The sequence below is a fragment of the Roseococcus sp. SYP-B2431 genome, assembly GCF_004336745.1.
Classification (GTDB): Bacteria; Pseudomonadota; Alphaproteobacteria; order Acetobacterales; family Acetobacteraceae; genus Roseococcus.
The window spans coordinates 1,086,352-1,111,256 of sequence record NZ_SJXD01000011.1; the positions used below are offsets into that span (position 1 = coordinate 1,086,352).

At 71.0% G+C, this 24,905-nt stretch carries 23 protein-coding genes and 1 tRNA gene; 14 read left to right on the forward strand and 10 right to left on the reverse strand.

Annotation, left to right across the window (positions count from 1 at the left end):
• Positions 1–177: 177 nt before the first annotated feature.
• Positions 178–249: transfer RNA gene (locus tag EJV46_RS06485), tRNA-Thr, on the reverse strand.
• A gap of 69 nt (positions 250–318) precedes the next feature.
• Here EJV46_RS06485 and rlmB point away from each other — a divergent pair.
• The 5 genes from rlmB to EJV46_RS06510 all read left to right on the forward strand — a co-directional run bounded on the left by rlmB (position 319) and on the right by EJV46_RS06510 (position 4,420).
• On the forward strand, positions 319–1,086 hold the full coding sequence (gene rlmB, locus EJV46_RS06490) for a 23S rRNA (guanosine(2251)-2'-O)-methyltransferase RlmB (protein WP_131547734.1): 768 nt from the start codon (positions 319–321) through the stop codon (positions 1,084–1,086).
• Positions 1,087–1,091: 5 nt separating this feature from the next.
• Entirely contained in the window at positions 1,092–1,856 is a 765-nt protein-coding gene (locus EJV46_RS06495; RefSeq protein WP_131547735.1) for a 2-keto-4-pentenoate hydratase, read from the forward strand.
• Between the two features lie 100 nt (positions 1,857–1,956).
• Entirely contained in the window at positions 1,957–2,181 is a 225-nt protein-coding gene (locus EJV46_RS06500; RefSeq protein WP_131547736.1) for a hypothetical protein, read from the forward strand.
• Between the two features lie 149 nt (positions 2,182–2,330).
• Positions 2,331–3,788 (forward strand): glycerol-3-phosphate dehydrogenase, encoded by a 1,458-nt coding sequence (gene glpD, locus EJV46_RS06505; protein ID WP_131547737.1) that lies wholly within the window; start codon positions 2,331–2,333, stop codon positions 3,786–3,788.
• A gap of 17 nt (positions 3,789–3,805) precedes the next feature.
• On the forward strand, positions 3,806–4,420 hold the full coding sequence (locus EJV46_RS06510; protein ID WP_240782454.1) for an HAD-IA family hydrolase: 615 nt from the start codon (positions 3,806–3,808) through the stop codon (positions 4,418–4,420).
• On the opposite strand, the gene EJV46_RS06515 is transcribed toward EJV46_RS06510, so the two are convergent.
• Genes EJV46_RS06515 through EJV46_RS06525 form a run of 3 tightly spaced genes read right to left on the reverse strand, consistent with a single transcriptional unit; the run spans position 4,408 to position 8,941 of the window.
• Positions 4,408–6,066 (reverse strand): hydantoinase B/oxoprolinase family protein, encoded by a 1,659-nt coding sequence (locus EJV46_RS06515; RefSeq protein WP_131547739.1) that lies wholly within the window; start codon positions 6,064–6,066, stop codon positions 4,408–4,410. The two genes, EJV46_RS06510 and EJV46_RS06515, sit on opposite strands and share 13 nt — an antisense overlap.
• Positions 6,066–8,156, reverse strand: a complete 2,091-nt coding sequence (locus tag EJV46_RS06520) for a hydantoinase/oxoprolinase family protein (RefSeq protein ID WP_131547740.1) — start codon at positions 8,154–8,156, stop codon at positions 6,066–6,068. Before EJV46_RS06520 ends, EJV46_RS06515 begins: the two co-directional genes overlap by 1 nt.
• Positions 8,153–8,941 carry an SDR family oxidoreductase gene (locus EJV46_RS06525; RefSeq protein ID WP_131547741.1) on the reverse strand — a complete coding sequence of 263 codons (789 nt, stop codon included), beginning with the start codon at positions 8,939–8,941 and terminating at the stop codon, positions 8,153–8,155. Before EJV46_RS06525 ends, EJV46_RS06520 begins: the two co-directional genes overlap by 4 nt.
• A gap of 115 nt (positions 8,942–9,056) precedes the next feature.
• Between EJV46_RS06525 and EJV46_RS06530 the strand changes: the two genes are divergently transcribed.
• Entirely contained in the window at positions 9,057–10,034 is a 978-nt protein-coding gene (locus EJV46_RS06530; protein WP_131547742.1) for a D-glycerate dehydrogenase, read from the forward strand.
• Between the two features lie 80 nt (positions 10,035–10,114).
• Here the strand turns inward: EJV46_RS06530 and EJV46_RS06535 are convergent, their stop codons facing one another.
• Entirely contained in the window at positions 10,115–11,101 is a 987-nt protein-coding gene (locus tag EJV46_RS06535) for a tripartite tricarboxylate transporter substrate binding protein (protein ID WP_165585372.1), read from the reverse strand.
• A gap of 160 nt (positions 11,102–11,261) precedes the next feature.
• Between EJV46_RS06535 and EJV46_RS06540 the strand changes: the two genes are divergently transcribed.
• The gene (locus tag EJV46_RS06540) at positions 11,262–11,900 is read left to right on the forward strand and encodes a hypothetical protein (protein WP_131547744.1); all 639 of its coding nucleotides are present in this window, start codon (positions 11,262–11,264) and stop codon (positions 11,898–11,900) included.
• A gap of 27 nt (positions 11,901–11,927) precedes the next feature.
• Here the strand turns inward: EJV46_RS06540 and EJV46_RS06545 are convergent, their stop codons facing one another.
• The gene (locus EJV46_RS06545; protein WP_131547745.1) at positions 11,928–12,221 is read right to left on the reverse strand and encodes an accessory factor UbiK family protein; all 294 of its coding nucleotides are present in this window, start codon (positions 12,219–12,221) and stop codon (positions 11,928–11,930) included.
• Positions 12,222–12,266: 45 nt separating this feature from the next.
• Here EJV46_RS06545 and rfaD point away from each other — a divergent pair, with 45 nt between their 5' ends.
• Complete coding sequence (gene rfaD, locus EJV46_RS06550; protein ID WP_131547746.1) at positions 12,267–13,229, forward strand: ADP-glyceromanno-heptose 6-epimerase; 963 nt, start codon at positions 12,267–12,269, stop codon at positions 13,227–13,229.
• A gap of 43 nt (positions 13,230–13,272) precedes the next feature.
• Here the strand turns inward: rfaD and EJV46_RS06555 are convergent, their stop codons facing one another.
• Positions 13,273–14,067, reverse strand: coding sequence for an enoyl-CoA hydratase-related protein (locus EJV46_RS06555; protein ID WP_131547747.1), 795 nt, complete (start codon positions 14,065–14,067; stop codon positions 13,273–13,275).
• 113 nt (positions 14,068–14,180) lie between these two features.
• On the opposite strand from EJV46_RS06555, the gene EJV46_RS06560 reads away from it, so the two are divergent.
• The 3 genes from EJV46_RS06560 (at position 14,181) to EJV46_RS06570 (ending at position 16,534) form a co-directional block, all read left to right on the forward strand.
• Complete coding sequence (locus EJV46_RS06560) at positions 14,181–15,155, forward strand: tripartite tricarboxylate transporter substrate binding protein (protein ID WP_131547748.1); 975 nt, start codon at positions 14,181–14,183, stop codon at positions 15,153–15,155.
• An 88-nt stretch (positions 15,156–15,243) separates the two neighbouring features.
• Positions 15,244–16,026, forward strand: coding sequence for a substrate-binding domain-containing protein (locus tag EJV46_RS06565; RefSeq protein ID WP_206020721.1), 783 nt, complete (start codon positions 15,244–15,246; stop codon positions 16,024–16,026).
• A gap of 34 nt (positions 16,027–16,060) precedes the next feature.
• A complete protein-coding gene (locus EJV46_RS06570) occupies positions 16,061–16,534 on the forward strand; it encodes a VOC family protein (RefSeq protein ID WP_131547750.1) in 474 nt (157 codons plus the stop codon).
• A gap of 21 nt (positions 16,535–16,555) precedes the next feature.
• Here the strand turns inward: EJV46_RS06570 and EJV46_RS06575 are convergent, their stop codons facing one another.
• The 3 genes from EJV46_RS06575 to EJV46_RS06585 form a co-directional block, all read right to left on the reverse strand.
• Positions 16,556–17,419 carry an SMP-30/gluconolactonase/LRE family protein gene (locus EJV46_RS06575; protein ID WP_131547751.1) on the reverse strand — a complete coding sequence of 288 codons (864 nt, stop codon included), beginning with the start codon at positions 17,417–17,419 and terminating at the stop codon, positions 16,556–16,558.
• A gap of 19 nt (positions 17,420–17,438) precedes the next feature.
• The gene (locus tag EJV46_RS06580) at positions 17,439–20,231 is read right to left on the reverse strand and encodes a phosphoenolpyruvate carboxylase (protein WP_131547752.1); all 2,793 of its coding nucleotides are present in this window, start codon (positions 20,229–20,231) and stop codon (positions 17,439–17,441) included.
• 71 nt (positions 20,232–20,302) lie between these two features.
• Positions 20,303–20,749, reverse strand: a complete 447-nt coding sequence (locus EJV46_RS06585) for an Lrp/AsnC family transcriptional regulator (RefSeq protein WP_131548063.1) — start codon at positions 20,747–20,749, stop codon at positions 20,303–20,305.
• Positions 20,750–20,879: 130 nt separating this feature from the next.
• Between EJV46_RS06585 and EJV46_RS06590 the strand changes: the two genes are divergently transcribed.
• The 3 genes from EJV46_RS06590 (at position 20,880) to EJV46_RS06600 (ending at position 24,899) form a co-directional block, all read left to right on the forward strand.
• Positions 20,880–22,136 (forward strand): D-amino acid dehydrogenase, encoded by a 1,257-nt coding sequence (locus EJV46_RS06590; protein WP_131547753.1) that lies wholly within the window; start codon positions 20,880–20,882, stop codon positions 22,134–22,136.
• 65 nt (positions 22,137–22,201) lie between these two features.
• Positions 22,202–23,971, forward strand: coding sequence for an ABC transporter transmembrane domain-containing protein (locus EJV46_RS06595; protein WP_131547754.1), 1,770 nt, complete (start codon positions 22,202–22,204; stop codon positions 23,969–23,971).
• 76 nt (positions 23,972–24,047) lie between these two features.
• A complete protein-coding gene (locus EJV46_RS06600; protein WP_165585373.1) occupies positions 24,048–24,899 on the forward strand; it encodes a phytanoyl-CoA dioxygenase family protein in 852 nt (283 codons plus the stop codon).
• The last annotated feature ends 6 nt before the right edge of the window (positions 24,900–24,905 follow it).

Below are 24,905 nucleotides of genomic sequence, written 5' to 3' on the forward strand. Positions count from 1 at the left end.
CCGCGAAGGTGCATTGCAAGCGGCGCGGTGGTGCCGGCGTGCGGGGCGAGAAGGCGAGCAGCAGCGCGAGGGGATCGCGAAGGCAGGCGGAGGCGGTGCGGAAGCTCAAGGCCGAGAGCGTGCGGCGCACACCGCCATTGCGAAGTAACTCGGGATCGGGTGGGCTCCGTGCGGACCTGCCGGGTGTCGGGATTGAACCGACGACCTACCGCTTACAAGGCGGTTGCTCTACCGCTGAGCTAACCCGGCGCGCCGGGCGGCTTTCTAAAGCAGCGCGCCACCGCTTGCCAGCGTGTCTCGCGCGGGCTTCATGACGGCATGCGCCATCATCGCCACCGGCCCCGCCCCACCCCGGATGCCGCCTCCGCCGGAGAAGCCGGTTCCTGGCTCTACGGCCTGCATGCCGTCTCGGCGGCCCTCGCCAATCCCGGGCGGCGGCTGCGACGCCTGCTGGTCACCCGCGGGGCCGAGCAGGAGCTGGCGGAGCGCTTCTCGCCTCCCTGGCGCGTCGTCCCCGAGCTCGTGGAGCGGCCGCGCCTCGACTCCCTCCTCCCGTCCGACGCCATCCACCAGGGCGCCGCCCTTCTCGCCGAGCCGCTGGACCCGCCCCCCATCGAGAAGCTGCTGGAGCAGACGACCGGTCCGGTCCTGGTGCTCGACCAGGTGACCGACCCGCGCAACGTCGGCGCCATCCTGCGCTCGGCCGCGGCCTTCGGAGCGGCGGCGATCGTCGTGCAGGACCGCCATGCCCCGCAGGAGACGGGGCTGCTCGCCCGCGCCGCCTCGGGCGCGCTGGAGGTCGTGCCCATCCTGCGCGCGGTGAATCTGGCCCGGGCGCTCGAGGCTCTGAAGAAGTCCGGCCTCTGGGTCGTGGGGCTGGAGGCGGCGGGGCCCGTCACCCTGGCGCAGTCCGGGCTGACCGGGCGCCGCGTGGCCCTGGTGCTGGGCGCCGAGGGCGAGGGCATGCGCCGCCTGACGCGCGAGGGCTGCGACGAGCTGGTGCGGCTGCCCATCCGGGCGGCCATGGAAAGCCTCAACGTCTCGGCCGCCGCGGCGGTCGCCCTCTACGAATTGGCAAGGGAGTGACATCGATGAGTCCAGCGGCGAAGCACATCCTGGATGCGCGGCGGGCGAAGCGGATCCTGGCGCCGCTCGGCGCCGCGGCCCCGGGGACGCCGGCGGAGGGCTATGCCCTCCAGTTCGAGGTGGCGACGGGCCTGGGCGCCGTGCCGCCGGCCGGCTTCAAGATCGGCGCGACGACGAAGCAGATGCAGGACTATCTCGGCCTGCCGCACCCAGCGGCCGGCTTCGTGCCGGCCGCGAGCCTGAAGGCCGAGGGCGTGGCCCTCCCCTTCGCCGATTTCCTGAACGTCGGCGTGGAGTGCGAGGTGGGCGTGCGGCTCGGCGCCGACCTGCCCTTCGGCCCCACCACCCGTGCCCAGGCCGAAGCCGCCGTGGCCGAGGTGTTCCCCGCCATCGAGATCGTCGAGAGGCGCTACGGAGACCTGGCCGAGCTCGGCACGCCCACCCTCATCGCCGACCAGGTGTTCCATGCCGCCGGAGTGCTCGGCGCGCCGGATCCGGGCTGGAAGAGCCTGGACCTCGGGGCCATTCGCGGCGAGATGACGGTGGACGGGGTCTCCAAGGGCTCCGGCCATGGGCGCGACCTGCTGGGCCACCCCATGGAGGCGCTGGCCTGGCTCGCCCATTCCGGCGCCGCCGAGGTGTTCGGCGGGCTGCGGAAGGGGCAGGTGGTCTGGCTGGGCTCGGTGACGCCGCCGATCTGGCTGGACGGCCCATGCTCCGTGGTCGTCGCCTTCGAGGGACTGGGAAAGGTCGCCCTCCGCTTTTCGTGAAAGACTTTGTTAAGGCGATTCGCGGCAGAACATCCATGCCCGGCGATGTGCCGGCTTGGCCACCACCGCCAGAAGGGCGGGCAGCAGGATGAACCATCCCATGCCTCCCGACTGGAAGGAGATGCCGGACGAGCTGCAGCTCGTCCTCGCGAGCGAGGCCCTGCGCCGCGCCGCCGAGACCCTGGCCGAGCATGCCGAGCTCCTGGCGCTGGAAATGGAAGGCGGCGCGCTCCGCGACCGTGGCGGGCCCGATGCGTTGCGTCTCTTCGCCTCCGTGGTGCGGGCGACCAGCCTGGAGGGCCTGGGGCCGGTCGGGCATGCGTGATCATTGGGCCGCCTCCGGCGGCCTGGCTTCGCCGTCCCACTGATGCGCTAGACCGGAAGGTGGGGGGCGGCGCCGGCCATTTCGGGCCCCGGCGCGGCGGCGGCCGCTTGCGCCTTTCCATTCCGGCTCCAGACCGGCATTTTCCGTCGATGGAATCCTTCGACGTCCTGGTCATCGGTGGTGGGGTGAACGGCGCCGGCATCGCGCGCGACCTGGCGGGTCGCGGCCATTCCGTGCTCCTGGCCGAGCAGCGCGACCTGGCCCAGGCCACCTCCTCGGCCTCCTCCAAGCTCATCCATGGTGGCCTGCGCTACCTGGAGCACTACGAGTTCCGCCTGGTGCGCGAGGCGCTGGGCGAGCGCGAGATCCTGCTGCGGCTGGCCCCGCATATCATGTGGCCCATGCGCTTCGTCCTGCCGCATCGGCCGGAGATGCGGCCGCGCTGGATGATCCGGGCCGGCCTCTTCCTCTACGACCATCTCGCCAAGCGCGTCTCGCTGCCCGGCGCCGAAGCCTTCCGGACGGCGGAGAACCCGATGGGCGCGGCGCTGCGGCCCGAGATCACCCATGCCTTCGCCTACTCCGACGGCTGGGTGGAAGACAGTCGGCTGGTCCTGCTCAATGCCCGCGACGCGGCGGCGCGGGGGGCCGACATCCGCACCCGCACGCTCTTCGAGGGCGCGACCCGCCATGCCGACCATTGGGAGGTCACGCTGCGCGGGCTGGACGAGCAGGCGCAGCGCTTCCGCGTGCGCGGCCTCGTGAACGCGGCAGGCCCCTGGGTGCAGCGGGCGCTGGACCTGGCGCATGCCCAGAAGCCGGGCGCGGTGCGGCTGATCCGCGGCAGCCACATCGTCCTGCCACGACTCTACGAGGGCAGCCACGCCTTCCTCCTGCAGAACGACGACCGGCGCGTGGTCTTCGTGATCCCCTACGAGGATCGCTTCAGCCTCGTCGGCACCACCGACGTGCCGCATGAGGGCGACCCGTCCCATCCAGTCTGCACGCCGGAGGAGGCCGAGTATCTCTGCGCCGCCGTCTCGCGGCAGTTCCGCCGGGCGATCACGCCGGCCGAGGTCGTATGGACCTATTCGGGCGTGCGCCCGCTCTTCGACGACGGGGCGGCCGATCCCTCCTCGGTGACGCGCGACTACGTGCTGAAGCTCGACGCCCAGGCGGCGCCGCTGCTGAGCGTCTATGGCGGCAAGATCACCACCTTCCGGCGGCTGGCCGAGGACGCGGCGGGGAAGATCGGCCAGGCGCTGGGCCGCGCGGGCACGCCCTGGACCTCCACCGCGGTGTTGCCCGGCGGCGAGCTCGGCGGGAAGACGCGCGAGGCGTTCGTCACCGAGATGGCGCGGGCGCTGCCCTTCCTGGACCCGGCCACGCTGCCGCGGCTGGTCCGCACCCATGGCAGCGACCTCGCGAAGGTGTTCGCCCATGGCCCTGGCGCCTCGCTGCCGGCCGGCCTCACCGAGGCCGAGCTGGACTGGATGAAGCGCGAGGAATGGGCCCGCACGGGAGAGGACGTGCTCTGGCGCCGCACCAAGCTCGGGCTGCACATGACGCCGATGGAACGGGACGCGGTCGCCGCCGCGATGGGCTGACGCGCCCGCAGCTGATCATCCTCGATTTCGACGGAACCCTCGCGGACAGCGCGCCCTGGTTCGCGGGCGAGCTCAACCGCGTGGCCCGGCGCTTCGGCTTCCGGGAGGTCGGCGACGAGGAGATGGAGCGGATGCGCCGCATGAACACGGCCGCCATCCTCCGCTTCCTGCGCGTCCCGTCCTGGAAGCTGCCCTTCATCGCCCGGCACATGCGGCGGCGCGTGGCGGAAGAGGCGGCCTCGATCCCGCTCTTCCCCGGCACGCGGGCGCTGCTGGAGCGGCTGTCGCGGCGAGCGCCGCTGGCCATCGCAAGCTCCAATTCGGAAGCGAATATCCGCCGCATCCTGGGCCGCAGCGCGGCGCAGATCCGTCACTACGACTGCGGTGCCTCGCTCTTCGGGAAGGCGAAGAAGTTTCGCCGCCTGATCCACCGGGCCGAGGCCGATCCGCGCGCCGTCCTCTGCATCGGCGACGAACTCCGCGACATCGAGGCGGCCCAGATGGCCGGGTCGCGGTCCGTCGCGGTCACCTGGGGCTACGCCGCCGCTGAGGTATGGGTCGGCGGGAGGCCCGATCTCGTCGTCGACAAGATGGACGCGCTTCCCGCCCTCCTCGAAGCCTATCTGCCGTAGACGCGCTTCGCCTCGGCCGCGCTGACCAGCCCGTCCGCCACGTCACGCTCGACCAGGGCCGGGTCGCGCTCCTTCGGATCGCCCATGCCGCCGCCGCCGGGCAGCTTCAGCACGAGGTGCCGGCCCTTGGGGATGACCTGGAAGCCCTTGGTGCGCAGCACCGTGCCATTGGCATCGTCCAGCCCGACCCAGCCGCCCGCGCCCATGCCGCCGCCGAATCGGCCCTTGGGCGGATTGGCCACGCGGTCGAAGATGGCGTTCACGGCGAATTCGGCGTTCTTCTTCGCGCCGATCTCCATGATCTGGCCGAAGCCGCCGCGAGTCCTGCCGGGGCCCGCGCTGTCGGGACGCAGCTCCTTGCGCCAGAAGATCACGGGGGCGACGTTCTCCGTCGCCTCGACCGGCATGGTCCGCACGCCCGAGGGGAAGGCGATGCCGTCCAGCCCGTCCTTGGTCGGGCGCGCGCCGGTGCCGCCGGAGTTGAAGGTGATGATCTCGAAGTCATCCACCTCCGCCTGCTGGCCGGAAACCTGCGAGCCCCCGCGCAACGGCGGGTTCCACAGCGCCGAACTGCCCTCGGCGTTCACCTTGTCGGGCACCGCCTGCGAGAGGCAGCCCATCATCAGGTCCGGAAGAAGCTGGCCCACGACGTGCCGCACGCTGACCGGATAGGGGCGCGGCGTGTTGAGGATGCAATCGTCGGGGATCTGCATGATGAAGGGCGCGAGGCTGGCCCAGTTGTTCGGGATCTCCGGCGCCACGACGCATTTGATCCCGAAGCAGGAATAGGCGCGGCAATAGGCGGCCGGCACGTTAATGCCGCGTGTGGAGAAGCCGGTGGTGCCCGTGTAGTCGACGACGATGTCCTCGGCCTCGACGCGCATGGCGGCTTTCAGCGTGACCTCGGCCTCGTAGCCGTCCGACTTGATCGAGGCCTCCCAGACCTGGCCCTTGGGCAGCTTGGCGATCTCGGCCCGGGTGGCGGCGAGGCTGCTGTCGAAGATGAACTCCGCCAGCTCGTCCACGCCATCCATTCCGTACTCGTCCATCATCTCGACGAGCCGCTTGGCGCCGGCGTCGTTGCAGGCGCAGAGCGAGTAGATGTCGCCCTCCAGCTCCACCGGCGTGCGGCTGCCGACGCGGATGAAATCGAAGAAGGTCTCGTTGGGGACGTTCTGATCGAAGCACTTCACGATGGGGATGTAGAGGCCTTCCTCGAAGACCGAGCGCCCCTCGGGGCCCATGCCGAGGCCGCCGATATCGATGATATGCGCGGTGTTCGCGAAGAGGCCGACGATCTTCCCGTTGCGGAAGGTGGGCGTGACGACCGTAAGGTCGTGCAGATGCCCGGTGCCAAGCCACGGGTCGTTGGTGATGTAGTGGTCACCCGGCTTCATCGTCGCGGCCGGGAACTTGGCCAGGAAGTGGCCGACGCTCTCCATCATGGAGTTCACGTGGCCGGGCGTGCCGGTGACGGCCTGAGCCAGCATGCGGCCCTTGAGGTCGAAGATGCCCGCGGAAAGGTCGCCCGCCTCGCGCACCGTGGTGCTGAAGGCGGTGCGGATCATGGTCTGCGCCTGCTCCTCGACCACCGCGATGAGGCGGTTCCACTGGATCTGGCGCTGGATCTTTTCGAGGGCGTTCATCAGGCTTCTCCTCGCGTCAGTTCCAGGTAACCCAAGCCATCCACCCGGCAGGACCAGCCGGGGCCGACCAGCGTGCTCGTCTCATCCTCGGCCACGATGCAGGGGCCGGACACCTTCGCGCCGGGACTCATCTGCGTCCGGTCATAGATCTGCCAGGTCGCGACCTGGCCCGTCGACGTGTCGCGCACCTGCTGGGTGCGGATCGGCGCGGGCGCCGGGGCGTCGGCCACAGCCGCGATGGGCTGCACCGCCTCCACCTTCGTCGCAACGGTGACGGCGAAGCTCAGCACCTCCACGTCGGAACCCGGCACGGGACGATCGTAGAAGCGCGTGTATTCGGCGTCATAGGCCGTGCGGATGTCGGCGATATCGGCCTCGACCAGCGGGCGCACCGGCAGGGCGACGGCGATCTCATGACCCTGCCCCACATAGCGCATATAGCCGATGCGGTGCTCGACGGTCTCGGCGCCGAAGCTGCCTTCGGCCACCACCTTCGAGGCCTCCGCGCTCATCGAGGCCAGCAGCGCGTTCACGCCCGCCACGTCGAAGCTGGCGAAGCGCGTGTAGAGGCTCTTGACGACCTCATATCCCACCGGCGCGCGGAGGAATCCGATGGCCGAGCCCACGCCCGCGCCGCTCGGCACCAGCAGGCGCTTCACGCCGATCTTCTCCGCCACGCGATAGCCATGCACGGGCCCGCCGCCGCCGAAGGCGATGATGGCGCGGCCCTCATAGGACTTCGCGGATTCGATGGCATGGACGCGGGCCGCATTGGCCATGTTCTCGTCCACCATCTCGACCACGCCGAGTGCCGCCATGCCGGCATCGAGCCCGAGGCCCTTGCCGACATGCTCCGACAGCGCCGAGGCAGCCGCGTCAGGGTGCAGCTTCAGCGCGCCGCCCGCGAAGGCGACGGGATCGTAGCGGCCCAGCGTCAGGTTCGCGTCCGTCACGGCCGGCTTGTCGCCGCCGCGCCCATAGCAGGCCGGCCCCGGATCGGCGCCCGCGGATTCCGGCCCAACCTGGATGCGTCCCATGCTGTCGAGATGCGCGAGCGAGCCGCCGCCGGCGCCGATCTCCACCATCTCGATCACGGGGATGCGCAGCGGCAGGCCCGAGCCCTTGCGGAAGCGGCCCACGCGCGCGACCTCGAAGGTGCGGCTCGCCTGGGGCGCGAAATCGTCGATGAGGCAGACCTTGGCCGTGGTGCCGCCCATGTCGAAGCTCAGCACCTTCTCCCAGCCGAGCTGGCGCGCGACATGGGCCGAGAAGATGGCGCCGCCCGCCGGGCCGCTTTCCACCAGCCGGATCGGGAAGCGCGAGGCCGTCTCGATCGTCGTCAGCCCGCCGCCGGAGAGCATCAGGAAGAGCGGGCGGGTCATCCCGCCCGAGCGCAGCCCGGCCTCCAGGCGCGCGAGGTAGCTCGCCATCAGCGGCTGGACATAGGCATTGGCGACGGTGGTGCTGAAACGCTCCCACTCGCGCATCTCGGGGCTCACCTCGGAGCTCAGCGAGATGGGCAGGCCGGCCCATTCGGAACGGACGATCTCCGCCGCGCGCTTCTCGTGCACGGGGTTCACGAAGCCGTGCAGGAAGCCGATGGCGAGGCTCTCGATGCCCTCGGACTTCAGGAAGGGGATGTGCGCGCGCACCGCCGCCTCGTCGAGCGGAATCAGGACCTGGCCGGTGTTGTCGAGGCGCTCGGGCACCGGCAGTCGCCAGCGGCGCGGCACCAGCGGCTGCGGCAGCTCGATGTTGAGGTCGTACTGGTCGTAGCGGCTCTCATTGCCGAGCGCGAGGACGTCGCGGAAGCCCTCGGTGGTCAGCAGCGCCGTCTTCGCGCCCTTGCGCTCGATGAGCGCATTGGTCGCGAGCGTCGTGCCGTGGATCAGCAGCACGATGTCGGAAGGCTGCATGCCGGCCTTGGCCAGCACGGCGCGCACGCCCTCCAGCACGCCGAGCTCGGGCGCATGGGGGGTCGTGAGAACCTTGGTGGTCCAGCGCGAAACCTGGTCCTCGGCCGTCGTCGCTTCGACGGCCACATCCGTGAAGGTGCCGCCGATGTCGACGGCGAGCCGAGCGTTGCTCACCACCCGCGCACCACTCCACCGTCCATGCGCAGGATGCTGCCGGTGATATAGGCCGCCTGCGGGCTGCAAAGGAAAGCGGCCATCGGCCCGAACTCGCTCGGCAGGCCGTAGCGCCCGGCCGGGATCGTCTTGTTGCGCTCGGCAATGACCTCGTCGGCCGTCTTGCCCTGCTTCTTCGCCGCGGCCGAGGCGAGTTCGATGCTGCGATCCGTGCGGATGGCGCCGGGGGCGACGATGTTGCAGGTCACGCCATCGGCCGCGACCTCGGCGGAGAGCGTCTTCATCCAGCCCATGATGCCGGCCCGCAGCGTGTTGCTCAGCACGAGGTTGGGCAGCGGCTGCAGCATGCCGCTGCTGCCCACGTTCAGGATGCGGCCGTACTTCTGCGCGCGCATGGCCGGCAGCAGCCTGTTCGCGACGCGGATCGGGTGAAGCACGATGCGCGGGAACCAAGTCGCCAGAAGCTCCTCGGTGAGGTCCACCGCCGCGCCGGGCGGCGGCCCGCCATGGTTCTGAACCAGGATGTCCACGCCGCCCATGGCCTTCACCGCGCCATCGGCCAGGGCGTCCATCTGCTCGCCGCTGGCCACGTCCGCCGGAATGCCCACGCAGGAGGTGGCACCCAGCGAGATCAGCTCGCGCGCCGCGACGTCCAGCGTCGCCTGATCGCGGCCGCTGATCACCAGGGCCGCGCCCTCCGCCGCCAGTGCATCCGCGATCGAGCGCCCGAGCCCCTTGGAGGCCCCCATCACCAGCGCGCGCTTGCCCTTGAGACCCAGATCCATGACGCAACATTCCCTCGAAGAATTCAGCGGGACCGTGCCGCCTGAGCCCCCCTCTGGCAAGCCGGGCCATGGCGGTTATGTTGCAGGCCAGTTCAGAAACGACCAGGAAATCGCCATGCCCAAGCCCGTCCTGCTCATCACCCGCAAGCTCCCGGAAGCCATCGAGGCGAAGGCGGTTCAGAATTTCGACGCAAGGCTCAATCCGAATGACGATCCCTGGTTCCGCAGCGGCGCCGAGATCGCGAAGCGCGCCACCGAGGCCAAGGCCGACGGGGTCCTCATCGCCGCCGGCGACCCGATGCACGCCGAAGCCATCGCCGCCCTGCCCGCCTCGGTGAAGGTCATCACCACCTTCAGCGTGGGCTACGACCATATCGACGTGAAGGCCGCCAAGGCGCGCGGCATCACCGTCACCAACACGCCGGACGTGCTGAGCTTCGCGACCGCCGAGACGGCCATGACCCTCATGCTCATGGCCGCGCGCCGCGCCGGCGAGGGCGAGCGCATGGTCCGCGCCGGCAAGTGGGAAGGCTGGGCGCCGACGCAGCTCATGGGTGTCACGCTGGAGAAGAAGAAGCTCGGCATCCTCGGCTTCGGGCGCATCGGGCGCGAGCTGGCGCAGATGGCGCGCGGCTTCTCCATGGAGATCCACTACCGCGACATCAACAAGGTGCCGCCGGAGCTGGAGCAAGGCGCCATCTATCACGACAATGACGACAGGTTCCTGAGCACCATCGACGTGATCTCGATGCACGTGCCCGGCGGCGACGCGACCCGCAAGTGGCTGAACGCCGAGCGTCTGGCGAAGATGAAGAAGGGCAGCCTGGTCGTGAATTCCGGCCGCGGCGGCAGCGTGGACGACGAGGCGCTGATCGCCGCGCTCTCCTCCGGCCATATCCGCGCGGCCGGCCTCGACGTCTACGACGGCGAGCCGGTGGTGAACCCTGGCTACATGAAGCTGGAGAACGTGGCCCTGCTGCCGCACCTCGGCAGCGCCACCATCGAGGTGCGCGACGCCATGGGGCATCGCGCGCTGGACAACCTCATCGCGGTGCTGGTCGAGGGGAAGGACGCGCCCCACGCCGTCCGTTGATGGAAGGGGGCTTCGCCCCCTTCAAACTTCCCCCATCAGGGAACACGTTCCCTGGACCCTCGTCCGTTGGGGGGCCAGGGCTATTGCTGCCGCGCGCCCGAGCGCCGCACGACCTCCGCCCAATGCGGGATATCGGCCGCGAGCCGCGCCCGCATGTCCTCGGCGCCGCCGAGCATCATGGTGAAGCCCATCCCCTCCAGCCGCGCGCGGATTTCCGGCGTGTCGGTCACCTTGTGGATGGCCGCCTGGAGCCGGTCGATGATCGGGCGCGGCGTCGCAGCGGCGACGACCACGCCGTACCAGGTGGTGCTCACGAAGCCCGGCATATCGCAGGCCTCGGCGATGGTGGGGATCTCCGGCAGGGTCCGCATGCGCTGCGCCGAGGTGATGCCGAGGAGCCGCACCCGGCCCGAGCGCCAGTCGTCCAGCACCGGGCCGCTCTGGTAGAAGAAGAGGTCCGCATCGCCCTGGTAAAGCGCCGTCATGGCGAAGGGGCCGCCGCGATAGGGCACGTGCACGATATCGAGATTCGCCGCCGTCGCGAATTGCGCGGCGGCGAGATGCGTGGAGGCGCCGATGCCGCTGCTGGCATAGTTCAGCCGGCCGGGGGCCGCCCGCGCGGCGGAGATCAGCGCGCGGCAGTCGGTGAATTGCGGGCGCTTCTCTGCGCTCACCACCAGCACGTTCGGCGCCTCGAAGAGCGTCATGACGGGCGCCAGGTCACGCTGGGTGTCGATCGGCATGGAGGGCAGGACGGCGGGGTTGATCGCCATCATGGCCGAGGTCGCGGCGAGGACCATCGTTCCGTCCGGCGCCGAGCGGGCCGTCGCCTCCATGGCGATATTGCCCGAGGCGCCGGTGCGCGCCTCCACCACCGTCGGCGAGCCCAGCTCAGCGGATAGCGGCTGCTGGATGAGGCGCCAGTAGATGTCGGCCTGGGTGCCGGCCGGAAAGCCGCCCAACAGGACGATGGGGCGTCCGCCGGTCAGCGAGGGCTGGGACGTCTGGGCCTGGACGGCGGGCGCGGCGAGGCCGGCGATCAGGGCAAGGAGGAAACGGGCCTGCATCTGGATGCTCCTGGGTCTGTTCGACATGACCGCGTGATTTGGCGTTGCCGACTTTGTTACACGGCCCATAAAGGCTGGACAGTCCCGCGTGAGGCGGAAGCCCGCATCCTGGATCCGGCCTGTATAGGAGGGACGCATCACCTCGGGGAGGACGGCGATCGTGAATGACGCGCAGGCGCTGCGGGAGGCCGACGAGGAAGGCTATGCCCGGCTGCTCTCGGCCCTGCCGGCGCAGGCCGCCGGAAGGGTCGGTGCGGCCATGGCCGAGAGCTGGCGGCACTACCACGCCCGCTGGCACCTGGGCCGCATCTGGCGGCTGCACGGCGACTATGGAGCGCGGGACTGGGACGAGGACGTGGCCCTCCTGGCCGCCTATCACGACATCGTCTATCGCCCCGACGCGCCGGCGCGCCGCAACGAATACCTGTCGGCGGCCGCTTTCCTGGAGGATGCGGCGGAACTCGGCATCCGGCCGGCCCGCGCGGGGCGTATTGCGGGGGTGATCGTGGCCACGGCCGATCACCTCGGAGACGGCGCGGCGGTGGATCCGGCCACGGATCCCCCCGGCGCCTGGTTCCTCGATCTGGACCTGGAGCCCCTCGCCGCGACGGCCCATGCCGCGAACACCGCCCTCATCCGGCGGGAATACGCGCATGTGCCCGACAGCGCCTTCGCCTCCGGCCGGCGGGCCTTCCTCGAGCGCCTGGCGGACCATCCGTGGCTGTTCCGCACGGAGACCGCCCGCCGCCTCGGCTGGGAGCAGGCGGCGCGGGCCCATATCGCCGCGGACCTGGCCTGAGCCTCCGGGGCCGAAGGGCCTCGGCCCTCAGCCCGCCGAGGGCTCCTGCGGCGCGGGCTCCCCGCCCTTCAGCGCCGCGACCTCGGCCTCCAGCGCCGCGAGGCGGATCTCCAGCGCGTCCGCATGGGCCCGTGCCCGGCGCGCGACCTCCATGGCCGCCTCGAGATCCTCGGTGCGAGCCAGATCCAGCTTGCGGACCATGGCCTCCACCTGGGCCTTGGCCATCGCCTCCATCTCCGCGCGCAGCCCGCTCAGCAGGGAAAAGGCGCCGCCGGCCATTCCCGCGAGGTCGTCCAGCCGCTGCCTGCCATCCTTGAACATTCATCGCTCCTTGCTGCCCGGCCCAGGCCGATATAACCGGCGGGCATGATCCTCGTCACCGGCGGAGCCGGATTCATCGGCTCGAACCTTGTCGCAGCTCTCACCGCCCGTGGCGAGGAGGTGGTGGTGCTGGACGAGCTGGGCAACGAGGAGAAGTGGCGTAACCTCTCCGAGGCGGTGCTGGCCGGCCTGCTGCCGCCCGCCGCGGTGGATGCGGCGCTGGCGCTGCGGCCCGCGGCGGTCGTGCATCTGGGCGCCGTCAGCGCCACCACGGTCCGCGACGGCGACCTCGTGGCCAACACCAACTTCACCCTCTCGCTGAAGCTGTGGGACTGGTGCACCGCCCAGGGCGTGCCCTTCCTCTACGCCTCCTCGGCGGCCACCTATGGCAGCGGCGACGAGGGCTTCGAGGACGAGGAGACGCCCGAGGGCCTCGCCCGCCTGCGGCCGCTCAACCTCTACGGCTGGTCCAAGCACCTATTCGACCGCCGGGTGGCGCAGCTGATCCAGCTCGGCCGGCCGAGGCCGCCGCAATGGGCGGGGCTCAAGTTCTTCAACGTCTATGGCCCGCGCGAGGGCCACAAGGGCCGCATGGCGAGCGTCGCCCTGCACAAGTTCCGCGAAATCGTCTCCGGCCAGCCCGCTCGCCTCTTCGCCTCCGACCGCGACGGCATCGCCGACGGCATGCAGTCGCGCGACTTCGTGAGCGTCGGCGATTGCGTCCGCGTGATGCTGTGGCTGCTGGACAATCCGCGCGTCTCCGGCCTGTTCAACTGCGGCAGCGGCCAGGCGCGCAGCTTCCTGGACCTGACCAAGGCCGTCTACGCCGCGCTGGGCCTGCCCGAGCGCATCGAGTTCATGCCCATGCCCGACGATCTGCGCGGCAAGTACCAGTATTTCACCGAGGCGCCGATGGCGAAGCTCCGGCAGGCCGGCTACCCCTACCCGCCGACGCCGCTGGAGCAGGGCGTGGCAGATTACGTGGCCTGGCTGGGCGCGCAGGGCTGACGGCCGATTCACGCCTGCGGGCTTCGCCCTCGGCGATCGGACGTTAGCGTCCCTTGAACACCGGCTTCCGCTTCTCGTTGAAGCTGCGGATGCCTTCCACGCGGTCCTCGGTCGGCACCATCCGGTTGTAGGCCTCGATCTCGAAGCGCAGGCCGCTGCGAAGGTCCATCTGCAGCCCGTGATGGATGCTGCGCTTGGCCTGCCGTACCGAGATCGGCGCATTGGCCGCGATGCGCTCCGCCGTCGCCAGCGCGGCCGGCAGCAGCTCCTCCGCCGGATAGAGCGCGTTCACGATGCCCCAGTCCAGCGCCTGCCGCGCGGTGAAGGGCGTGCCGGTCAGGATGATCTCCTTCGCGCGGCGCTCGCCGACGATGCGCGGCAGAGTCTGCGTGCCGCCAGCGCCGGGCATGATGCCGATCGTCACCTCGGTCAGCGCGAAGCGCGCCGTGTCCGCCGCATAGGCGAAGTCCGAGGACAGCACCATCTCCAGCCCGCCCGCATAGGCCGCGCCGTTCACCGCCGCGATCACCGGGATCGGGCAGTCCAGCAGCGCGAGAAAAGCACGCTCGAAGATCTCATGCTGGGCCACCCATTGCGCGTCGGTCATGCCGTTGCGCTCCTTGAGATCGCCGCCGGCGCAGAAGACACGCTCGCCCGTGCCGGTGAAGACCACGCAGCGGACGTCGCCCGGCTCGGCCGCAAGCCCGGTCCAGAGCGCCAGCAGGTCGCGCCCCATCTGCGTGTTCAGCGCATTCGCGACCTCGGGCCGGTTGAGACGGGCGACCAATACATGCGGCGTGGGGGTTTCCAGGGCGATGGTCTCGAGGGATGCGAGCATGGCGGGTCCTTTGCAACTTTGCCGGTTGGCGAAAGCCCGGCGATCCCGCAATCTCCCCCGCAAGGTGCAGGGTCACAATCCTGGCCATCTGACAGAAAATCGGGAAGAGAAACATGTTCCAACGCCGAGGCCTGCTGGCCGCCCCCTTCGCCCTGTCCGCCGCGCCGGCCCTCGCGCAGGCGCCGGCCTATCCGCAGCGCCCGGTCCGCGTGGTGATCCCCTGGCCGCCGGGCCAGGCCACCGACCTCGCCGCGCGCATCGTCATGCAGCGCCTCTCCGAGACGATGGGCCAGCCCTTCGTAGCCGAAAACCGCGCCGGCGCCGGCGGCATGATCGGCACCGACCTCGCCGCGAAGGCCGCGCCCGACGGCTATACGCTGCTCGCCGGCTCCACCGGCCCGATCGTGACCGCGCCGCTCGTGCAGCGCACGCCCTATGACAGCGAGAAGGACTTCACCTGGCTCGGCATCACCGGCCTCTCGTCCTACGTGCTCGTGGTGCCGCCCAACTTCCCCGCGCAGAACGCGGCGGAGTTCGTGGCGCTGGTCCGCGCCAATCCCGGCAAGTACAGCTTCTCCTCCTCGGGGACGGGGGCGACGGCGCATGTCATCGCCGCGTGGTTCCACGCGCTGGCCGGCCTCGACGTGGTGCATGTGCCCTTCGCGGGCAGCGGCCCCGCGCTGACGGCCGTCGCCGGCGGGCATGTGAATTTCTCGGTCGAGACCCTGGCGGGGACAGGGCCGCTCATCCGCACCGGCACGCTCCGGGCGCTCGGCATCTCGCTCAAGAACGGTTCCGAGCTCGCGCCGAACATTCCGCCGCTCGCCCGCCTGCCGGGCTGCGAGGATTTCGACGCGGGCGCCTGGATCGGGCTGATGGGACCCGCGAACATGCCCGCCCCGGTCGTCCAGCTCCTCGATGCGGCGATCGGCAGCGCGATGCGGGAGCCCGAGATGCGGCAGCGCATGGCCACCGCGGGCCTGGAGCCGCAGCACCATGGTTCGGCGGCGATGGCGCAATATGCCAGCCGGCAGCGCGCGGCCTTCCGCGAGGCGATCCAGCGGGCCAATATCCGGATCGACGGTTGATTTCGACCACGAGGGTGCAGGGAAGGCGCTCCCTGATGCGGCAGCTTGAAGGGGACGAAGCCCCCTCGGCGCAACGATGGAGGACATGATGCTTCGCCGCCGATTCCTGCTCTCCACCGGCCTCCTCCTCGCCGCGTCCCGCGCCCGGGCCGCCGGCACGACGCTCCATGTGATGACCTCCGGCGCCTTCACGGCGCCCTACCGCATCCTCGGCCCCGCCTTCGAAGCCGCGACGGGGCACAGGCTCGAATCCGCCTACGGCGCCTCCATGGGCAATGCCCCTGACGCGATCCCGCAGCGGCTCGCGCGCGGCGAGCCGGCCGATGTGGTCATCCTCGCCCGCTCGGCGCTGGACGCGCTGGTCCGCGCCGGCCAAGTGCGCGCCGGCAGCGAGGTGGATCTCGTGGAGTCGCGCATCGCCATGGCCGTCCGCGCCGGCGCGCCGCATCCGCGGATCGGCACGGTGGAGGAGTTCCGCGAGGCCATGCTGAACGCCCGGAGCATCGGCTACTCGGCCAGCGCCAGCGGCGTCTATTTCGCGACCGAGCTGCTGCAGCGCCTGGGCATCGCCGAGCAGATCCTGCCCAGGACGCGGCGCATCCTCAGCGAGCGCGTGGGGGCCGTCGTCGCGCGCGGCGAGATCGAGCTGGGCTTCCAGCAGGTGAGCGAGTTGCTGCCCATCCCGGGCATCGAGATCGTGGGCCCGCTGCCCGCGCCGATCCAGCGCGTGACGACCTTCTCCGCAGGCATCGCGACCCGCTCGGAGCAGCCGCAATCGGCCGATGCGCTGATCCGCTTCTTCGCCTCCGCGGCCGCGCATGAGGTGATCCGGCGGGCGGGTCTCGACCCGCTCGGCGCCACGACGAACTGAGCGCGCGGATCATCGACGGTCGAAAGGATCCCGCATGACCAAGAACACGATCTGCCTCTGGTACGAAAAGGACGCCGAGGCGGCGGCCCGCTTCTACGCCAAGACCTTCCCCGACAGCGCGGTGGGCGCCCTGCACCGCGCGCCCAGCGACTACCCCTCCGGTAAGAAGGGCGACGTGCTGACGGTCGAGTTCACGGTGGCCGGAATCCCCTGCCTTGGCCTCAATGGCGGCCCCGCCTTCAGCCAGAGCGAGGCCTTCTCCTTCCAGATCGCCACCGAGGATCAGGAGGAGACCGACCGCTACTGGAACGCCATCGTCGGCCATGGTGGCCAGGAGAGCGCCTGCGGATGGTGCAAGGACAGGTGGGGCGTCTCCTGGCAGATCACGCCGCGCACGCTGACCGAGGCCCTGGCGGCCGGCGGCGAGGAGGCCCGGCGCGCCTTCGAGGCGATGATGGGCATGGGGAAGATCGACGTCGCCGCGATCGAGGCGGCCCGGCGCGGCTGACCGGCGGGGCCTCGCCCCGCCTCAGCCTGGCCAGTCCGCCAGCATCACGGCGCCGGTGGAGGATTCGGTGATGAAGGCCCGCCCGCCGCGAAGCGCGACATTGGTGACCGTCGCGCCGCGGCAGGATTTCAGCCGCCCCACCACCTCGCCCTGGTGGCTGAGCACGAAGACGCAGCCGAGCGAGGCGTGGCAGACCATCAGCCTTCCCTGCCCGTCGATCGCCATGCCGTCCGGCCCGCTGGTGCCGTGGAAGCTGGCGAAGCGCCCGACCTTCGCCGCGCTGCCGTCGGGCAGCAGCGGCACGCGCCAGACCGAGTTGTCGCGCGTCATGGCGACGAAGAGCACTTCCTCGTCGGCCGAGAGCGCGAGGCCGTTCGGGCTCGGCCCGTTGGAGATGAGCATGTCCAGCCGGCCGTCCGCGCGCCAGCGATAGACGCGCCCCGTGGGGTCCTGCAGGCCCGTCTGGCCTTGGTCGGTGAAGTAGAGATCGCCGTTGCGGGCGAAGACGAGGTCGTTCGGGCCCTTGAAGCGCTCGCTGTTGCGGCGGCCCAGCGCGGGCGTGACGGCGCCGCTGGCGAGGTCGAGGGACAGGATGCCCTGCTTGTAGTCGGCGATGAACATGCGCCGGCCGTCGGGGTGCAGCGCGAGGCCGTTGGGCTCGCCGTCATATTCTGCGACGAGCGCCCATTCGCCGGGCTCATCGAGCCGGAAGATGCGGCCATGCGGGATGTCAGTGACGTGGAGCCGTCCCTGGGCGTCGAAGCAGGGGCCTTCGAGGAAGCAATCGACCGGCTCGCCGCGCTTGTTGGCGCGGGACCAGTCGGTCACGACGCGGCGGCGCAGCGCGGCCGGCATCTCGGCGAAGAGGCTCGTCGGCGTTTCCATGGCGGCGAGCTTAGCCCGCTCAGCCGAAGGCGCCCACCTCCTGGCTGACCGCCGCCGAGCACCCGCGAACCAGGGCGAAGAGCCGCCGCATGGGCTCGAAGATCTCGGCATGCTCGCGGGCGTAGCTTGTGCGGCTGTCGCGCCCCGCGGGCTCGTGGAAGTCGAGGCCGGCGACGGGGTCGGGCGCGGCTGGGAAGACCTGGCGCAGCAGCTCCAGCGCCGGCTCGACATCGAGGGCGAAGATGCGGCGGATCACCGTCTCCGGCGTGGCGCCGTGGCGCGGGCTGAACTCGGGCACGGAGACCGCCAGCAGCCAGAGCCGGTGGATCAGCGAGAGGCGCAGCGCGTGCAACAGCACCAGCCGCTCCGGCATGGTGGGCAGCTCCGGCCAGGCGGCGCGAAGCGCGAGGTGGTCGGCCTGGAGGCGCCGGAACATCCGCCAGAGCGGCGCCTGCAAGCCCACGGCATCCAGCGGCGCCGCGACGGACAGAAGCAGCTCCTGCCGGCCCGGGCGCGCCGTGGCGGCGGCGCGGTCCAGCCAGGTGCCGGGATCGAGCGTGCCGATCACCGCCCGCACCACGCCCATGTCGGAGCATTCGGCGGCCCGGGCCGCCATGGCCAGCGCGCGGGCGAAGCGCGGCGACCTCTCCCGCAATTCCGCGAAGAGCTCGGGGTTGGCCGCGGCCGCACGGCCGAGCCCGTGCAGCGAGTTCGCCAGCCATCCCACCTGGTGCAGGATGGCGTTGTTCGGAATGGCGCGGAGCTGCGAGGGATGGGTGATGCGCAGCGGCCCGCCCATGTCCGACTGGCGCGCGGAAGGGCGCGAGCCCGTCTTCTCCAGCAGGCCCGGCCCGAAGCCGCCAAGCAGCGCCGCATAGCCGGGATCCTCGACCAGCTCGCCGAATTCGCGCCGGACGGTCGCAAAGAAATCGGCGCCGTAGTCGGCCTCCGCGTAGATGGGGTCCTCGGTGTCCTTCGGGCGCTGGAAGGCGTGCTCGGCGATGCGGGCGATGGTCGACTGCGCCAGGGCCTCGGTGCCGAAGAGCATGTAGCCGTCGCCGCCCTGGAAGCTGGATTCCTCGCGCACCGCGAAGCCGGCCTTGGCCAGGGCGTAGCGGGCCTGGGGCGGGAAGAGGTAGTCGAGCCGGTCGGTCAGGCTCTTCGGATGGGCGCCGCGGCCAATGCTCTCGCCATGGGTATCGAAGAGCACGAGCTCGAGATCGGCCATGCCGTGCTTCTTCAGCAGTTCCGCGAGCCGCAGCTTCAGCCGTTCCACGAGATAGGAGGCGGCGAGCTGGCCCACGTAGCGGCCGCTGTCGGAATAGCCGAACTGCAGGCACAGCCTTCCATGCTGGCGCAGGTAGTCGCGGAAATGCGGGCTGCGCAGCGCCTCGTCCAGCACGCGCTCGCCGCGCTCCAGCGCCGTCGCGGTCTCGAAGAGCGGCGAGATCTCGACGTGGCGGTCCACGCCGAAATGCTTCGCGAGCCAGAGCGCGGCGAGCAGCGTGTAGCCCGTCTCGGTCTCGGCGATCAGGAAGCGAATGGGGATGGAGCCGTCCACATGCTTCACGATCTGCGCGATGCTCATCATGAGCTTCGCGGCCGAGGCCTGCTCGGCGAAGAGGCCGCCGAAATCCACGGTCTGGGTCTCCACGCCCGCCAGCGCCGCGTTGATCTGCCCGAGCAGGCCGCGGCGCAGGGAGAGGTCGTCCGGCGAGGTGGTGATCTCCAGCCGCTGGCGCAGCGCATTGTGCAGCTGCGCCGAGTTCAGCCGGAAATGCGTGTGCGCGAGCGAGAGCCCGTGCGCGGCGAAGCCCGCTTTGATGACGGCGAGCTGCATCCGCGCGGCGTCGTCCGGTGCGGCGGCCAGCGCCGCGTCGAAGAGCGGCATCAGCGCCGAGAGGCCGGTCATGGCCGCCTCGCGGTGCAGCACCATCTCGCCCGCGAGCTTCTGAACCGATTCTGGATCCGGCTTCACGGGCACCGCCGCGGCCTGGCGGCCTACGGCCTCCAGCGCCGTCGCGATCCGCGCGCGGAGCGCCGCGGCCGCCTCGCCCAGCGGCTCCAGTTGGCCGGACAGTCGCTGGAGCTGATGGCGCTTCATGTCGAGGCGCAGCTTCAGCGTGTCCCACCAGCCGATGTCGGTGCGGCCGTCGGTATCGTAGCCGACCCAGGAGGTCAGCACGACCGGGCGCGGCGTCACCGTGTGCCACCGATCCGGCCAGACGGCCCGGGCCGCGCCGAACAGCGCCTCGGCCAGCTGGTCCAGCGCGTCGCGGCCGCGCAGGATGGCGGCATTGGCCTGGGCGAATTCCTCCCGCAGATCCACGGGAGCCGGGCGGTGCGCGAGGCCGCGCGGCGGCGCCTCTCCGGTGGTCGCGGCGTCGGCGAGCTTCGCGCCGGTCCCGGCGGGCAGCGAGAAGGTCGGGTGGGCCGTGAAGACGGCAGCGAAGCACGTGCGCTCCACCGAGGACTTGAAGGTCGCAAAGGGGACAGGGCTGTCGAGCGGGTCGGGCCGCACCAGCCGCGCCGCGACGGCCTCCAGCGCGGCGGCGGGCGGGGTGCCCGGGACATGGCCGAGATAGGCGGCGAGCCGCTTGGCGCGGCCCGCCGCGGCATCGTCCGAGAGGTACTGAACCAGCCCTTCCAGCCCGTCCATGTCGAGCGAGCCGTCGTCGAGCCGGCGGCTGATGGCCAGGGCCAGGAGCAGCACCGGGTCGCCGAAAGGATCCTGGGCCGAGGCCAGCCGCGCGGCGCGCAGCCGGGCCAGGAGGTCGTCCAGGAGCGAAGGCGGGGGCGTCGCGTCGGGCATGGCGGATGCTGCACCTGCGAAGGTCACGGATGCCAGCGAAAACGGACGGGTCGCCGACGGGTTGCGGCGCGCTAGCCGCGGATCACCGTGCGGATCGCGAAGCTCGACTGGATGCGGGCCACGCCCGGCATCCGGCTCAGCTGCTCCTTGTGGATGCGCTCGTAATCGGCCGCGTCGCGCGCCTCCACGCGCAGCAGGTAGTCGGCGACGCCGGTCATGAGGAAGCATTGCCGTACCTCGGGGCAGCGGCGCACGGCGGCCTCGAAGCGGCGGAGGTGCTGGTCGGTCTGCCGGTCGAGCGTGATCTGCACGATGACGGTGACCTGGCCGGGCTCGGACGGCTCCTCCAGCACCACGGTATAGCCGCGGATGGTGCCGCCGCGCTCCATCAGCCGCAGCCGGCGCAGGCAGGCGGAAGGCGAGAGGCCCACCGCCTCGGCGAGGGCGGCGTTGGTGATCCGCGCGTCCTGGCGAAGGTGGCGCAGCATGGTCAGGTCAATCTCGTCGAGCGCGTGCATCTGCATATTCTGCGGTTTCCTCGCAGGATCGTGCAAGATGCTGGGGATTATCACCGATCTGGGCGGGATATGCACGCAAATGCGCGGCGGCCCTGCCCTACCCTGGCGCTTACCCTTCCGGAGTGTCTCGATGCGCATCGTCGTCCTGGGCAGCGGCGTGGTTGGCGTGACCAGCGCATGGTACCTAGCGAAGGCGGGTCATGAGGTGGTCGTCGTCGACCGCCAGCCCGCCCCGGGGATGGAGACCAGCTTCGCCAATGCCGGCCAGGTCTCGCCCGGCTATTCGGCGCCCTGGGCGGCCCCGGGCATCCCCGCGAAGGCGATGAAGTGGCTGCTGATGAAGCACAGCCCCCTCGTGATCCGGCCGCAGCTCGATCCGGCCTTCTGGTCCTGGGTCCTCCGCATGCTCGGCAACTGCACCGAGGCCGCTTACGAGACCAACAAGCGCCGGATGGTGCGTGTCGCCGAGTACAGCCGCGACATGCTGCGCGAGCTGCGGGCCGAGACCGGCATCCAGTACGACCAGCGCATGCAAGGCACGCTGCAGCTCTTCCGTACCCAGAAGCAGCTCGACCTCATGGGCGCCGACACGGCCGTCCTCGACAAGGAGGGCGTTCCTTATGAGGTGCTGGATCCCGCCGGCTGCGTCCGCGCCGAGCCCGCCCTGGCGCGCGTCCCGGGCAAGTATCTGGGCGGGCTGCGCCTGCCCGGCGACGAGACGGGGGACGCCTTCATCTTCACGCAGGAGCTCGCGAAGCTCGCCGCCGCGGCGGGCGTCGCCTTCCGCCAGGGCGTGACCCTCCGGCGCCTCCTGGCCGAGGGCGGCCGGATCGCAGGCGTGGAAACCGACCAGGGCACGCTGAAGGCTGACCGCTACGTCGTCGCGACCGGCAGCTTCTCCGCCGGGCTCGTGAAGCCGCTCGGCATCCGGATCCCGGTCTATCCGGTGAAGGGCTATTCCATCACGGTGCCCATCACCGATCCCGAGGCCGCGCCCGTCTCCACCGTCATGGACGAGACCTACAAGGTCGCGATCACGCGCCTCGGCGACCGCATCCGCGTGGGCGGCACGGCGGAGCTATCGGGCTACGACATCCATCTCCACCAGGCCCGTCGCGACACGCTGGAATTCTCGGTGGGCGACCTCTTCCCCGAGGGCGGCGACATTCCGCGCGCCAGCTTCTGGTCGGGCCTGCGTCCCATGACGCCGGACGGCACGCCGATCATCGGGCCCACGAATTACGCGAACCTCTTCCTCAACACCGGCCACGGCACGCTGGGCTGGACGATGGCCTGCGGCTCGGGCCGCGTGCTGGCCGACCTCGTCTCCGGAGCCGCGCCGGACATCGAGACGGCGGACCTGGCCGTCTCGCGCTACGCGCGCTGAGACATCGCGGAGCCTTCACGCTTTCGCCATGCACGCCGCGATCATCCATGGCAGGATGAGCGGGCATGGCCGAACTCCCCGCCGCGCGCAGCCGCAACATCGCGTCGCTGCGGCTGATCCTTCCCTATCTGAGGCCCTATGTCGGCCGCGCGATCGGCGCGGCTGCCGCCCTGCTGCTCGCCGCCGGGCTGCTGCTGCTGATCGGCCAGGGCGTGCGGCAGCTGGTCGATGTCGGCTTCGCCGAGGCCAGCCCCCAGGGGCTGGACCGCTCCGCGCTGCTCATGTTCCTCATCGTCGCGGCGCTGGCGGTCACCTCCTCGACCCGCTTCTACCTCGTCTCCTGGCTAGGCGAGCGCGTCGGCGCCGACCTGCGCCGGACCGTCTACGACCATGTGCTGAGCCTCTCGCCCGCCTATTTCGAGACCGCCCGCACGGGCGACATCCTGAGCCGCATGACGGCCGATGTCGGGCTGCTGCAGTCGCTCATCGGCTCAGCCATCTCGATGGGGCTGCGCGCGGGGCTGACCGCCATCGGCGCGCTGGCCATGCTCGTCATGACGAGCCCCAAGCTCGCGGGGGTCGTGGTGATCGTCGTGCCCGTCGTGGTGGTGCCGCTCGTCCTGTTCGGCCGGCGGGAGCGCCGCCTCTCGCGCGCCGCTCAGGAGCGCGTGGCCGACCTCGCCGCCACCGCCGAGGAGACGCTGAACGGGCTGCGCGTGGTGCAGGCCTTCACCCACGAGCCAAGCGAGCGCCGACGCTATTCCGAGCAGGTGGAGGAGTCCGTCCGCGCCTCGCTGCGCCGCGTGACCTCGCGCGCCGTGCTGATCCTCAGCGTCGTGCTGCTCGGCTTCGGCGCCATCACGCTGAGCCTCTGGATCGGCGGGCACGACGTCATCACCGGCCGCATGTCCGCCGGCGAACTCTCCGCCTTCGTCTTCTACGCCGTGCTGCTGGCCAATAACGGCGCGGTGATGAGCGAGCTCTGGGGCGAGATCCAGCGCGCCGCCGCGGCCGCCGACCGGCTCGTGGAGGTGATCGAGACCCGGCCCTCCATCACCGCGCCGGCGCACCCTGCCCTGCTGCCCATGCCGCCGCAGGGCCGCTTCGCCTTCGAGGACGTCACCTTTCGCTACCCCACGCGGCCGGACGCCGCGGCGCTCGACCGCTTCTCCCTGCGCGTGGAGCCGGGCGAGACCGTGGCCCTCGTCGGGCCCTCGGGCGGCGGCAAGACCACGGTCCTGCAACTGCTCCTGCGCTTCTACGATCCCCATGCCGGCCGGGTGACCATGGACGGCGTGGACATCCGCACGCTCGATCCCACCGAGTTGCGCCAGCGCCTGGGCCTCGTGCCGCAGGAGGCCACGATCTTCAGCGCCAGCGCCGCGGAGAACATCCGCTACGGCCGCCCCGACGCCACGGACGCCGAGGTCGAGGCCGCGGCCCGCGCCGCCGCCGCGCACGACTTCATTGCCGCCCTGCCGCAGGGCTATGCCAGCCCCCTCGGCGCGCGCGGCGTGATGCTGTCGGGCGGCCAGCGGCAGCGCGTGGCCATCGCGCGCGCCATCCTGCGCGACCCGCCCGTGCTGCTGCTGGACGAGGCCACCAGCGCGCTCGACGCGGAATCCGAGCAGGCCGTGCAGCAGGCGCTGGCCCATCTCTCGCAGGGCCGCACCACGCTGGTGATCGCGCACCGGCTGGCCACCGTGCGGCGCGCGGACCGGATCATCGTGCTGGAGGGCGGGCGCATCACGGCGCAGGGGCGCCACGAGGAGCTGGTGGCGCGGGATGGACTCTATGCACGCCTGGCGGCGCTGCAATTCGCCGGGGAGGCTTAGCCGGCGTTCCCCCGCCCCGGCCTTGCGCCGGGCCGCCACCCTGCGCCACGCTACAGCCGCCGCAAGGAGATGCCGCATGGGCAAGGCCCTCGATGAGATGGCCGTCGCGCGCTACCGGCGCGACGGCTATGTGACGCCCCTCCGGGCGTGCTCGCCCGAACAGGCCGAGGCCTGGCACCAGGACGTGCTGCGCTGCTGCGCCGAGGCGGAGCGCCCGGTCTCGGACACGGGCATCCGTCAGCCCTCCACGCGGGTGAAGCCCTACCTCCTCTTCCCCTGGGCGGCCGATCTCGTGCGGCACCCGGCCATCCTCGACGCGGTGGAGGATGTGATCGGTCCGGATATCCTCATCTTCCACACCACCCTCTGGTGGAAGGCGGCCGGGACCGAGGGCTTCGTGCCTTGGCACCAGGACGCGACCTATTTCGGCTTGGCCCCGCATGAGCACGTCACGGCCTGGATCGCGCTGACGCCGAGCACGGAGGAAAGCGGCTGCGTCACCATCCTGCCGGGCTCGCACAAGCACGGGCAGCTGCCGCATGCGGACCGCAAGGATCCGCGGGTGATGCTCTCGCGCGGGCAGAGCGTGGCTGTGGACATCGAGGAGCGCGCGGCCGTGCCGATCCCGCTCAAGCCAGGCCAGTTCTCGCTGCATGACACGCTGGTGCTGCACGCCTCGGCGCCCAACCGGTCGAGCCACGACCGCATCGGGCTCGGGATCAGCTATATCCCGGCGCGGGTGAAGCATGTGGGGCCGACGCGGCTCTCGGCCACGCTGGTGCGCGGCGAGAACCGGTACGGCCATTTCGACCTGGAGCCGCGGCCGCAGGCGGAGGCCGATGCCGCCGCGCTGACGGCCCATGCCGACAGCATCGGCCGCTTCTGGATCGCCAGCGAATCCATCCCCGAGATGAAGCTGGTGCATTGAGCCTCG